Annotated in this window: 10 protein-coding genes; 4 read left to right on the top strand and 6 right to left on the bottom strand. The window is 44.1% G+C overall.

All coding sequences use genetic code 11. The features are described from left to right. Window positions 1-42 precede the first annotated feature (42 nt). Both DBX26_RS04185 and DBX26_RS04180 read left to right on the top strand, forming a co-directional pair. Window positions 43-1671, top strand: a complete 1629-nt coding sequence (locus tag DBX26_RS04185) for a trypsin-like serine protease (RefSeq protein WP_118117937.1) — start codon at window positions 43-45, stop codon at window positions 1669-1671. Between the two features lie 4 nt (window positions 1672-1675). After that, window positions 1676-2047: a hypothetical protein gene (locus tag DBX26_RS04180; protein WP_118117936.1), complete on the top strand. Its 372-nt coding sequence runs from the start codon at window positions 1676-1678 to the stop codon at window positions 2045-2047. 118 nt (window positions 2048-2165) lie between these two features. Here the strand turns inward: DBX26_RS04180 and DBX26_RS04175 are convergent, their stop codons facing one another. After that, entirely contained in the window at window positions 2166-2759 is a 594-nt protein-coding gene (locus DBX26_RS04175; protein ID WP_118117934.1) for a VOC family protein, read from the bottom strand. Window positions 2760-3033: 274 nt separating this feature from the next. Here DBX26_RS04175 and argS point away from each other — a divergent pair, with 274 nt between their 5' ends. Then, window positions 3034-4767: an arginine--tRNA ligase gene (gene argS / locus DBX26_RS04170; protein ID WP_014231162.1), complete on the top strand. Its 1734-nt coding sequence runs from the start codon at window positions 3034-3036 to the stop codon at window positions 4765-4767. Between the two features lie 105 nt (window positions 4768-4872). Further along, entirely contained in the window at window positions 4873-5301 is a 429-nt protein-coding gene (locus DBX26_RS04165) for an HIT domain-containing protein (RefSeq protein ID WP_014231161.1), read from the top strand. A 67-nt stretch (window positions 5302-5368) separates the two neighbouring features. Here the strand turns inward: DBX26_RS04165 and DBX26_RS04160 are convergent, their stop codons facing one another. From DBX26_RS04160 to znuA, 5 genes are all read right to left on the bottom strand, one after another. Beyond that, window positions 5369-5599, bottom strand: a complete 231-nt coding sequence (locus DBX26_RS04160) for a FeoC-like transcriptional regulator (RefSeq protein ID WP_065299267.1) — start codon at window positions 5597-5599, stop codon at window positions 5369-5371. After that, complete coding sequence (feoB, locus tag DBX26_RS04155; RefSeq protein WP_118117932.1) at window positions 5596-7872, bottom strand: Fe(2+) transporter permease subunit FeoB; 2277 nt, start codon at window positions 7870-7872, stop codon at window positions 5596-5598. Before feoB ends, DBX26_RS04160 begins: the two co-directional genes overlap by 4 nt. Beyond that, window positions 7872-8099 carry a FeoA family protein gene (locus DBX26_RS04150; RefSeq protein WP_014231158.1) on the bottom strand — a complete coding sequence of 76 codons (228 nt, stop codon included), beginning with the start codon at window positions 8097-8099 and terminating at the stop codon, window positions 7872-7874. Before DBX26_RS04150 ends, feoB begins: the two co-directional genes overlap by 1 nt. A gap of 875 nt (window positions 8100-8974) precedes the next feature. Continuing rightward, window positions 8975-12343 carry a helix-turn-helix domain-containing protein gene (locus tag DBX26_RS04145; protein WP_162889661.1) on the bottom strand — a complete coding sequence of 1123 codons (3369 nt, stop codon included), beginning with the start codon at window positions 12341-12343 and terminating at the stop codon, window positions 8975-8977. Between the two features lie 201 nt (window positions 12344-12544). After that, complete coding sequence (gene znuA, locus DBX26_RS04140; RefSeq protein ID WP_065296497.1) at window positions 12545-13426, bottom strand: zinc ABC transporter substrate-binding protein ZnuA; 882 nt, start codon at window positions 13424-13426, stop codon at window positions 12545-12547. Window positions 13427-13480: the final 54 nt, after the last annotated feature.

Raw genomic sequence — 13480 nt, 5'->3', positions numbered from 1 at the left:
CAAGCTCCTTATAATAAACCAATTTAATAACGAGGAATTAAAATGAAAAAAACGTTAGTGGCTTTTCTGATTGGGATGACTTTACCTGCAACCACAATGGCAGATACTGACACTCTTAATCCTTTTCAGAATGATGTATCCACACGAATTATTGGCGGAGAGCCAGCCAATACAACAGACTGGAGATTTATTGCTTCAATCGTACATAAAGACCAGCCAGCCTACCTTGGCCACTTCTGTGGTGGTAGTTTCCTTGGCGGAAAATACGTATTAACCGCAGCGCACTGTGTTGCAGACACCAATGCAGATGATATCGATATCGTGCTTGGCCTCTACGACCAAACAAATGAGTCTCAAGCGCAGCGTATCGCAGTTCAAAATATCTATACACATCACGCCTATAATAGTTATACAACGAACAACGATATCGCCCTTATCGAACTTGCACATAGTGTCGATAGCGCGACTATCGAATTAGCAACGCCTACAGTATTAGATAGTGTGCAAGCAGGGGACAAGCTCCATGTCGCGGGCTGGGGCAATACCTCGACCACAGGTACAGTATTCCCAACCGTGCTACAACAAGTGGATCTGGAATATGTAGACCGCGCTACGTGCCAAAATCTGGAGGGAAATTATTCCAATGTATCAGATGATGGCATTTGTGCTGGGTACATCTCGGGAGGAAAAGACAGCTGTCAAGGAGATAGCGGCGGACCACTCATTGTCGATGATAACGGCATCAACAAACTGCTGGGTGTGGTTAGTTGGGGTGAAGGGTGTGCTCAACCTGAGGCCTATGGCGTTTACGCCAACGTGGCCCACTTTCAGCACAACGGCTGGATAGATAGCCATCGCAATACCATCAGCTATACCCAGTATCGAGATCTTCGTCTGGTTGAAAGAAAAGCTCAGCAGGAGACCTTTACCATTCGTAATGACGAGGCAGATTCTCCACTCAACATCACTGATGTTACCCTATCAAGCGGACTAACAATTGCCGAAAACACTTGTATAGAGACCCTGAGTCCTTCTGAAAGTTGTCAAATTACGGTGGGCTACTACCCAACTTATGCAGCTTCAGTGGAAACGATTGAAGTCACCACCGATCACCCGAAACTACCAATGCTCTCGACCACCTTTGAATACATGGGTGTTGATAAGGCCAGCAACTCGTTGAGCAGTGCTGTTTCGCTGACAAACGCGAAGGTCTTTACTAATGAATACGCTTGGACAGCCGTAAATGGAGAACTTCAATCGGCAGATATGGGGACTTATACTGGTGCATCCATCTTATATCTCACCGATCTACCGAAAGGTAAACTGTCTGCAGATCTAAAAGTTTTGTCTAATACCAGCGACTATTTTGTCGTTTTAATCAATGGCCAGGTGGTCGATTACACCAACCAGCTTCTCGATTACACCGAGGTATCCGCCGATCTTTATAGAAAGTCAAATACGGTTATGTTGGCTTACGTGAAAAACAGTGCATCAAGTGGTGGTTATAACGCACAAGCGTATATTCGCAATATCAGAATGTCAGTTAGTGCAGATAGCAATGACGATAACGACAACAGTGTTAAGAGCAAATCCAGCTCAGGTGGCAGCTTCTCTATTGGTCTGTTAATGCTGCTGGCTGCTGGCTCATTCCTTCGCCGAAAAAGAGGATAATCAGATGAAATATGCATTCAAAACAGTATTGCTAGGTTTGAGTTCTATCGGCTTGGCCGCTTGCTCGGCGAATGCAGAGATGCAAGAAGGTCTCACATCTGAGCACCAAGCAATGATGGTTGAAGCTTACCGAGTGAGTGAGAGTACGATTTCATTTATCGCCGAATCGACCGGCTGTAGTCAAAACGATGACTTTAGCCTGAGAGTGGAGCAAAATTCTCAAACAGAGGTTCTGGTCAACATCGTCAGAGACAAAATGGATCATTGTAAACGAATGCCGTTTTCAAAGACCTTCACATTACCTTTGGGTGAAGAGTTGCAAGGCAAAAAGCTTTCCATCTCAAACCCAATGGGCAAGTCACTGACTAAAAAGTAATTCTCTAATTTAAAGGGAGCCTCAGCTCCCTTTTCATCTTCTACAGCAGAGGAGATTACCAACGAACTTGTTGAGACGGCAGTAACAAGCCAACCTCTCAACTCTAACGTTCTTGCTTTTATGCTTCAGACTCGACAATCGCCTTTAGTGAATGCGGATGAAGTTTGATACACACCTCTTGGTATTTAAATGCCACCGTTGGGTTGTTGAGGCGTTCCCCTTCCCCTTTCGGACTCGATAATTTGGTTTTCACGCCAATTTCTGCCAACTTTTCAAACTGCGCACCGAAATCCGGGTAAGTGTGTCTTAGATCAGCAAGAAACTCATCCGCCGTATCCGCATGAGACGGGAAGACAAACTCTACGTGCTCCCAACCTTCTGTTGAGTAAATTTTGCCTTCTGCGGGATACGGTAACTCCAAACATTCAATTTTCCAGCCCCGGCTTTCTAGCATGTTTTCTAATTCAATCACGATGATTGGACGGCCATTGATTTGCGCTTGAGAAATGACTTTACCGTACTGAACCCATGCTTGATGTGCGTGTTGCGCCATTTGAGTGTCGTTGATACGCAATGCAATATGGTCAGCTTGAGCCAAACTCAAATCCAAGTGAAGCATTGAAGCCAGTGCTTCAATTCTTTCCATAAACGCGTCCAAGTCTTGGAGCATCAATTCGGGTGTTAAGCGTTTTTCTACTAATTCAGTCGTCATCGGTATTCTCTGAAAGGAGGATTTTGTCTTTTATAGAGTCGCAATAGTAAACCTAAAGCGCCTTATACCCAAATAGCTTCACTATGATGGGTTCAGCGAGGCAGGGCTTGTTTGGATGTACATTTCCATTCAGTCGAAAAAGTATAAATTTCCCCAAATCCTCTCTGTATGAAAAGCAATAAAGTTGTTATCATTAGCGCCATTTTTGTGAACTCCAACAGAACTCGACTCCGATTATAACGGGTTCTTAGTCCTCGAATTGAAGGAAACTCGTGTGAATATCCAAGCACTTATTAATGACAAAGTATCTCAGGCTCTAGAAGCCGCTGGCGCACCTGCAGGCAGCCCTGCAGCCGTTCGCCAATCAGCAAAGCCACAATTTGGTGACTACCAAGCAAACGGCGTAATGGGCGTTGCTAAAAAACTGGGTACTAACCCACGAGAATTTGCACAGAAAGTACTGGATGTTCTAGACCTTGACGGTATCGCGAGCAAAACAGAAATCGCTGGCCCTGGTTTTATCAACATTTTCCTAAGCGAAGAGTTCTTGGCGAAACAAGCGGATGCAGCACTAGCAGATTCACGTCTGGGTGTAGCAGAAGAAGAAGCGCAAACTATCGTCGCTGACTACTCGGCTCCAAACGTTGCAAAAGAAATGCACGTTGGTCACCTGCGTTCAACCATCATTGGTGACGCTGTTGTACGTACTCTTGAGTTCTTAGGTCATAAAGTGATTCGTGCGAACCACATCGGTGACTGGGGTACTCAGTTCGGTATGCTTATCGCTAACCTTGAGCGTGTACAACAAGAGTCTGGCGAAGTGTCTATGGAGTTGGCTGACCTTGAAGCCTTCTACCGCGAATCTAAAAAGCTTTATGATGAAGACGAAGAGTTCGCAGTTAAAGCGCGCAACTACGTGGTGAAACTACAAAGCGGCGACGAGTTCTGCGCAGAAATGTGGAAGAAACTGGTTGACGTAACCATGATCCAAAACCAACGCAACTACGACCGTCTAAACGTTTCACTAACTCGTGAAGACGTTATGGGCGAAAGCATGTACAACGACATGCTACCTAAGATTGTTGCAGACCTAAAAGAGCAAGGTCTTGCGGTTGAGGATGACGGCGCGCAAGTTGTTTTCCTAGACGAGTACAAGAACAAAGACGGTGAGCCTATGGGCGTTATCGTTCAAAAACGCGATGGCGGCTTCCTGTACACCACAACAGATATCGCATGTGCAAAATACCGTTACGAAGAACTGGGTGCGAACCGCGTACTTTACTTCATTGACTCTCGTCAGCACCAACACCTAATGCAGGCTTGGACTATTGTTCGTAAAGCGGGTTACGTGCCTGAGTCAGTTTCTCTTGAGCACCACGCATTCGGCATGATGCTAGGTAAAGATGGTAAGCCATTCAAGACTCGTGCGGGCGGTACAGTACGTTTAGCGGACCTTCTTGATGAAGCAGAAGTTCGTGCAGCGCAGCTGATCGAATCTAAGAACCCAGAACTAGATGCAGAAGAGAAAGAGAAGATCTCTAAAACAGTTGCGATGGCAGCAGTTAAATACTCAGACCTTTCTAAGCACCGTACGACTGACTACGTGTTTGACTGGGATAACATGCTTGCGTTCGAAGGCAATACTGCACCATACATGCAGTATGCATACACTCGTGTTGCTTCTATCTTTGCAAAAGCAGGGGTTGCCATGGATGACCTTCAAGGTGATATCCAGGTTACTGACGAGAAAGAAAAAGCGCTCATCGCAAAACTTCTACAGTTCGAAGAAGCGGTTCAATCTGTCGCTCGCGAAGGTCAACCACACATTATGTGTAGCTACCTATTTGAACTAGCAGGCCAGTTCTCAAGCTTCTACGAAGCGTGCCCTATCCTAGTTGCAGAAGACGAAGCTGTTAAACAAAGCCGTCTGAAGCTTGCTGCACTAACAGCGAAGACCATCAAGCAAGGTCTGTCTCTACTAGGTATCGAAACGCTAGAGCGCATGTAAGCGAATCTTAGCTAACGCTTAAAAACAAAGGCTGACGTGAGAGCGTCAGCCTTTTTGTTTATACTGAATTCAATCAATACAATTAAAAATGAATTGGAAAACAAAATGAGTTTTGAACTGCACCCTCAACTAGCAAAAGACACTACTGTTATTGGTCATTTTCCACTTTGCGTTGCTCTGCTACATAAAGATAATGCCGTACCTTGGGTAATTCTGGTTCCCAAGCGTGCAAACTTAAAAGAGTTGCACCACTTACCCATGCACGATCAGAGACAGTTCTTGTTAGAGTCTCAGGCGGTGAGCCAAGCTCTTGAAGCGACATTCCTTCCAGACAAGCTCAATATGGGAGCACTGGGTAACATGGTGCCTCAACTGCATATTCATCATATCGCACGCTTTAAAGATGACGTCGCTTGGCCCGGGCCTGTGTGGGGCAACACCAAAGGTGAGTTCCGCAGTGACGAAGAGCAAGATGAAGTCCTTGGGCGCATTCAGAATGTATTGTCACTCAGTTCTATTTTCCAAAAAGTATAGATCTGGCACAGACTCCAGAGACGAAAAAGCCGCCCGTTAATATGGCGGCTTCTTTATGTCCGACGGTTTACATCGTCACTGTCAGTGATAGTCCATCTTGCCGCGTCACCGCATAACGCACGCGAGTCACATGATGCGCTTTATTGGTGTCAACCAAACGGGTAATACGACCTTTGTTAATCCACACACTCAGCATTGCGTCGGCGCCATCTTCACTCATGCCAAACTGTTTTGCCAACTCTGACTGCGACACCGCGCCGTGGTCTTCAATATAGTTATAAAGCTGTTTTAAGATCATGCCACTTGTACCTCGAGCGAACCTTGCTGCTTCTTACCAATGCGCTTAAAGACACGATAAGTACCAAAGAAGATCGCCACGATCACTGCCATCCATATACCGCTTGTAACTGGACTGTCCGCAAAGTGCATCATTTGATGATAGAAAGTTGCCGTTAGGTAAGCCAGTCCCATTGTCCAAACCGCAATAAAACGAGCAAAGTTATTACCAAATTCACGCACATACGCCCCCATTGCAGCAACACATGGCGTGTACAGCAGAATGAAAATTAAGTACGCAAACGCAGCATGGCCAGAAACAAACTGAGATTTAATGTTGCCAAAAATTGAGGCATCAATTTCTTGCTCTTCTGCTACCGCATATGAATCGGTTAAGTCACCAACCTCGATGCCTAATGGATCTGAGTAACTAAGACCGGCAAGGTTCTCAGGTATACTCATGACCGCTTCTTCTAAGCTACCTATTAGGTCGTATTCCGCTTCGTCACCGTCAGTTGGCGTGGTATATAAGCTGTTCAGCGTACCGACTACGGCTTCTTTAGCGAAGATACCGGTAATAATACCCACTGTCGCAGGCCAGTTATCCTTTTCAATACCAATTGGCGCAAACACGGGGGTGACAACCTGTGACGCTTTTGAAAGTACAGATTTCTCGCTATCTTCATTACCAAAGCTGCCATCAGTACCAAGGGAGTTTAGGAAGCTAAGCAGCGCCACCACAATAACAATGGTTTTACCTGCCCCGAGTACAAAACGCTTGAGCTTTTGCCAGGTTTTAATCACAACATTCTGAAGTGTCGGTAGCTCATAATTAGGCATTTCCATGACAAAGCTGTCACTGCTACCCGGGTAAAGGGTATTTTTAAGGAACAGGCCGGTGAAAATGGCAGCCACAATACCAAGCAGGTAAAGCGCAAATACAACATTTTGACCTGAATCAGGGAAGAATGCTGCTGCAAACAATGCGTAAACAGGTAGGCGAGCACCACAAGACATAAACGGAACCATGGATGCTGCCAGCTTACGTTCACGTTCTTGATCAAGAGTTCGGGTAGCCATAATAGACGGGACATTACAGCCAAACCCTAAAACAAGCGGTACAAAGGCTTTACCTGGCAAGCCGATTTTCTGCATCACTTTATCCAGAACAAACGCCGCGCGAGCCATGTAACCAGAGCTTTCTAGTACTGCGAGGAATAAATATAGACAAGCAATGACTGGAATAAAGGTAGCGACCGTTTGAATACCACCACCAATACCATCTGCAAGCACAGTCACTAGCCATACAGGTAAGTGATCATCAAGTAGGTAATGGCCACCATCAACCAGTAACGCACCGACTCCGATATCAAAGAAGTCAATAAATGCGCTGCCGATGTTAATCGAGAACATAAACATCAAATACATGACAGCAAAGAAAAACGGAATGCCTACCCACTTATTTAAGATAAATTGGTCTAGTTTTTCTGTCACACTACGACTGAGTTTGCCCTCACTACGGCGAATCTTCTTACACTTCTCATGCAAATGCGTATATTTGATATCCGCAACATGTAAATCAATATCCAGACCAAGCTTTGCAATCGACTCTAAAACCGTGCTTCTATCACTTTCTGAAAGACTGTTAAGAACCAGAGTGTCTTTTTCTAAGGCACGAATAGCAAGCGCACGATGAGAGACGGTTTGATCACTAAAAAGCGTTGAGACTTTTTCAATCGCCGCTTCCATTTGTTGACCATAGTTCAACGACATCTCTTTAAGCGCAACACCCTGAATGATGGATTTGTGCAATCGTTCTTTAAATTCTGCGACTTGTTTTTTGTCCGTCGCCGACAAACTGAGAACCGGGCACCCCAATGTCTTCTCTAACTCGGCCACGCTAATTACTTGACGTTCGCGCTTTAGCGCATCCATCTTGTTCAGAACGACAATCATCGGACGCCCAAGCTCGCGAAGCTGCAGCGTCATGTATAGACTGCGCTCCAAACTTGTGGCGTCGACAACATTGATGATCAAATCTGCTGGATGAGTCAGTACCGCACGTGAAGCAATTGATTCATCGATACTGTTGCTATCATTTCCGCTGTCTAATGAGTAAATGCCAGGAAGGTCTGTAAGCAAAAACTGGTCACCGGCATGTTTAAATTGACCCGTTTTTTTCTCGACAGTCACACCAGCCCAGTTACCGACCTGTTGCTTTGCGCCTGTTAAACCATTAAAAAGAGTCGTTTTGCCACTATTAGGATTACCTACCGTAAGTACTTGATACTGCATTACACCCTCTCCACTTCGATTTTTTGAGCAATCGTCTCTCTTACTGCAACAGACACACCACGAACTTCAACTTGTAATGGGTCACCCATTGGAGCTCGCCTAATAACTTTGACTACTGTGTTAGGCAATAGCCCCATTACCATTAGCTTTTTTCTTACGTCAGGTGAAAGACCATCTAATAAACGAATAGTCACCGAATCGCCGGGTATAATTTCTGATAGCTTCATTATGGCTCCAACATGATTATTGCTAATGATAAATATTTTCATTTAATAAATTGATGCTGCAATATTACTCCTATGTCTCCATTGATTTATTGTGTGAAATCAAAGTTACCATAATTGTTGTCACCCTCCTTTAAACGTCAACTTCGTCAAGTTTGGACACGTCAATTTCGTCAAAACTATCTTTATTGGCGTTTTTTATCTTTATCAAAACGATAAGAATCAAAGCTGAAAATATAATTATTTCTTATATATCATCAACTTAAATTAACCACCCAAATATTGTCGCTTTTTTCACATTAATGTGTCGTTATTTTTATAAGAAAAATAAGTAACCCCTCGTATAGTTAACTCATCGAGAGGGCGACCTCTCAAATGTATTCCAGAGGTGGCATGTCTCATGCCACTCCGGCAGCAAGCGAAGGTGTCCTTGACACCCGTGGTATAGTCCCCCCGGCTATACCACGATATTTTTTTTCATTGTTCCCTCCCTTTTAAACCACTACTCAAACCACACATTTACTTCCCTAATCGATATAGCTTTACACTAATAGACAAAGACACACGTTAGCTTTAGACATGTCAGCAACTTAAATAATCTGGCACTAACCAAGTGAGCGTTGGAAAGCGTAATGACACAATAATGTCTCTTTCTAAGACAACACCATCCAACGACGACGGTATGATGCCAAGCCGTGAAGACATTGAGTTGAATTACTAGATAGGGAGAAGCGCTGAGCTTAAGAAAGAAAAATGGGGACAGTTCTGAGTGGCAAAAATTAGCTTTAATTTTCGCAGGAAAAGAACCGAGAGATAAATATCGCCCACTTAACTCAGAGAGCTATCGGGAGCCAAAACGGCAAGTAGCATGACGTGACTTATTGGTTCTCTTGAGTCAGTGCAAACTTAGAAGGAGGCAAGCCAAAATATAATCTGAACTTCTGGCTAAAGTAAGATGGGTCGTTGAAACCACAATTAAATGCAACTTCACTGATTTTCTCTCCGGCGAGTAGCTGCTCACAGGCGGTTTCTAAGCGTACTTCTGTTAGATAATCTTTTAACGTTCTTGACGAGGCTGATTTGAAACGCCTTTGCAAACTGCGTTCCGACATAAATAACATTTTTGCCGCTGATGCAGTACCGAACTCAGCATCGTGGTAATGCTCAGCCACAAGCTGGTAAACCTTTTGCAACCACTCATCTTCCGGGCTAACTAAGTCTTCAAGCTCTTTATCTGGCACAAACTCTGATAAAGGCTCATCTACATGACTAAGCTCTTGAGCGACTGGCCATGTGATCTCAATTTTGTTCTGCGACTCGGAAGTAAATACCGCTAAATGCCCCCCACTCTCACTGACTAATTGTGAGATGCTGTCTATTCCCAGATCGTTAGCATTCCCACTTGAAGCCCGACTTAAAGATACCTTGTTCGTCAATTGGCTACCGTAATCGATAAAATTTAACCATACGGATTCACTTCCTTCAGACAGCATGATTTTGACCGTTTGTCCGCGATATGAACGCTTAATGATATTGGCAAAAATACTGTTAAAAATGACGTCTAGGTTGAAGCTCTCCAGAGCGATTCTACTCGATTTGTTTTCGTCAATAATCTCAACCAGGATACCCGCTTTCGAAAAGTCTTCTTTCCATACATCCACTACAGATTGGGTTATTTGGCTCAAATTGTAGTTTTGGCTGCCGCCACAAGATTCATCCGGAACGCTTCTTAATTCATTTAACTGCCAATAGGCTTTAGCAAAATGATCTTGCGTTAACGCATCAATTTCTTGGGGATATTTAGAAGCAAGATGATCAACGCTTGATTTGATTGATTGAGCAACATGATCAACCAACAGGTTTCTCACTTGGATCTGCTTGCGAAGTTGTTGGTTACTGGCTAGCAGTACACGGCTTTGGTGTCTGAGCTGATTGGTTTTGAGAGTAACTTGTGCGGCCAATGCACGATTGACTTGCACCATATAGCGAGAGCGCCAATACGTGAGTAAACCCATAATAATGAGCGTGGCCGCTAGGAAACCAAATATCGCCAGAGAAGATAAATACCATGGTTGCTTTACCTTAAAGCGAGACTCTAATCCAATCAGACCCGCAGCAACTTGAGACTGGCTACTTACCTGAAGATGATACTCGCCAGAATTAAGGTGTTCTAAGGTAAGTTGTCCGCCTTCCAATGTTTGCCAAGGCTCACCATCACTCAATCGATAATACAAGTTTTGGCTATCGGGCCTTGGCATGGTGCCAAAGCGGAAGCTTAATGATGAGCCATAAGGTAATTCAACGTCATCAAGGTTGGCACTTCCTACCTGAATAACTTCATTTTCATGCACTACCTGGCTAACGATAAACGTGGACTCAGGGGCGTTGGAGACCCTCAGAGTTGAGGCTTTGGCTTTTACCAGACCATACTTCGAGCCAAGCACTAGCTCGCTATCCTGATTTTCATCTCCCTGTATTACAGTACATATTCCTGGCAGAAACTCATTGTTTATCAAACCGGATGAAGAAGAGAAATGCTTTACCAACTCTCCAGAAAGATGGTAGTAGCTCAACCCGACAGACGAAGCAAGCCAGACACCTTGAGCGTCACCGATCATGCAGGCAGGTTTGGCATTAGAAACGCTCAACTCTACAACTTGCTCTGAATCACCGACATTAACCGTTTTAAATAAACCATAAGACGAAGCAAACCAAAGGTTTCCGTCAGCGGCAGTTAGAATATCTAGAGATTCACCGAATTTTTCCGAGAAACGCTTGAAGCGAATTTGTTCATTGTCATATTCATAAACACCGTGATCAGTACCAATCAATAATCGATCTTGCGTATCGTACAAGCTTGTTATTTTTGCAGGTAAGTACTGGCCAACCAACCATTCACTGCCTAGGTTCCTTACCCGTTGATTGGAGATATCAACGTTATACAATTGATAGCCGCTCGCAACCCAAAGACGTGAAGCATCATCAGCAGCAAGGTGTTCAACCGCATGTCCTGCCATTACTTGTAAGTAAGGAAAAGTGACCTCTTTTAAACCATCAAGATCGAATACTTTCAACCCTTCCGAGGTTGCGAGCCAAAGCAATCCTTCTTGAAACACGAGATCATTGATTGGAGTGTGAGACTCGAGGATTATTTCGTTTCCGTGCAATCCTCTCCGGTAGAGTTTGTAATCATCTGCAAACCACAAGGCACCATCAGGTCCCGTCACTGTTTTTCGGATTCTTCCCGATAGTGTTTGTGAATCGTAACTACTGAAGGTAATCCGCTCAAACTTTTTACTGAACATGGAGTAGTAACGAATCCCCTGACCCGTTGCTATCCACATCCCCCCCATGTTGTCACTCAACAGTGAGAAAATCTTATTACTGTCCAGCTCTAACTCTAGGAAACTCGAGGATTCAACTTCCGTCACCTCCCCAGTCAAAAACGAATATAAGTACAACCCGTGCTCCGTCCCAACCCAATACTCTTGGTTGGTCTCAGCAAACGTTAATACATGTGATCCGCCGACTTGGGTAACTTGCTTATTCGGCTCATTGATATTGAAAACCAACGCTCCCCGAAGCGTCCCAACCAATATTTCCCGTCGTGTAGGAGAGTAGTAAATTTTTTCAATGTAGTTCTGACCAGATTCAGCGACATGGTCAAAGGCGTTTCCTTCAGACAGATAGAAGCCCGAAGTCGTAGCAAGTGCCCATTTATTTTCTATAAAAATCGCATCATTAATATAGACGTAACTGTTATTACTATGATGATAAAGATGGAGCAATGAATACGTTTTTAACTCACTGGTTTCTATATGGTAAGTATAAAAGTGTGCACCATCACTAACCCAGATATAGTGGTTAGAAGCGCCGATCTTTCTGATTTGGGAGCCGGGGTTAAGGCTGAACACTAAACGCCGCTCTTGATTTGGATAGGTTTGGTAGACTTCATTCTCAACGAATGTCCAAAACGCACCTTTATTGTAGGCAAGTTGCTTGACAGGGCTCTTCAAAAAACTGCCTGATTTAGGAAGTATATTCTGGCCATCATAGAATAAAACGCGTCCATGAACGTCGTGTATCCAAAGGCCACCTTGCTCGCCTAAATACAAATTTTCCGCCGCAACAAAAGTCCCCTTCACCTGCGTAGGCAAAGGGTAAAAAATCGCATTGGCTTTATTAAACGCAAATGCATGACATGAAATAACGGCTCCAACGAGTAATAGAGCCAGATAGCGTAGCAAGACGAAACCTTTAATATCTAAATTTATGCCGACTCGTCACATTTCATGTCTTCCTCGACATGGTTATTTCGAGTCGCTAATTATTGGATAATAATATCTCAATTGGCTGTTGATAAAAGGCTCGCCTTACCAAAGGTTGCAATTCTTACTGCTGGATCACGTAAAAAAAGAAAATTCCCACAGAGAATAACAACCCTATAACTATTTATTGCCTAAACACTGCTCGAAGCTATCTGCCATGCCTGACAGAAAAGTGAAGTAACTTCCCGGTTTAGATTCAACTGCGCTGCCTAACGGATCTAACTCACCTTTAGCCACATTACTGCCACGCATTACGCTTTCAACGACTGCTGGGGTAAATTGTGGTTCCGAGAACACACAGGCAACATCTCCAGAACTGAGCGCTTTACGTATTTCAATCAATGTTTTTGCACCTGGCTTGCGGTCTGGGCTTACAGTAAAGGCACCAAGTTGATTCAGTTGATAGCGCTGTTCAAAGTAGCCATAGGCATCATGAAACACAAAATAGCCTTTATCTTTTACTGTATCGAGCTTGCGCTTAATTTCACTATCCGTTGCAGCTAATTGCGCTTCAAAGTGAGAAAGGTTTTCTCTATATTTATTCGCGTTAGTAGAGTCAATCTCGATAAGCTTTTCTGCCAATGCGTTAGCGACTTGTTTGACTGGTTCAACGCCAAGCCAAAAATGCGGGTCGTAAGAGCCATGGTTATGCCCGTCGTGATCATGATTGTGCTCATTATCAAATTCACGTAATGATAAATTAGGGATATCACTGATCGTCATTGTATTTGCTTTGCCTGCCACAACTTTCTCAAGAAAAGGCTCTAAGTCATGTCCATACCAAATGACCAGATCAGCTGAAGCGACTTTCTTCACATCTGAAGGTCGCAGAGCGTAATCATGCGGGGAAGTATTTGACTGGAGCAATACCTCTGGCTCCGTCACGCCTTGGGTTAGCTCTGCCACCACCAATTGAATAGGTTTTATACTGGTAAGCACTGTTACCGCCTGCGCAGGTAACGTTAGCATTGCCGAAGCAATAAGAATTAAAGCTCTTTTCATAGTTTTACTTGGGATATCGAGTGGAAAGTGCAATAATGTTACATTATAACATTA

Source organism: Vibrio sp. dhg, assembly GCF_003443775.1.
Taxonomy (GTDB): Bacteria; Pseudomonadota; Gammaproteobacteria; order Enterobacterales; family Vibrionaceae; genus Vibrio; species Vibrio natriegens.
The sequence above is the reverse complement of the archived record's forward strand: the minus strand, read 5'-3'. Positions and strand labels throughout refer to the sequence as shown.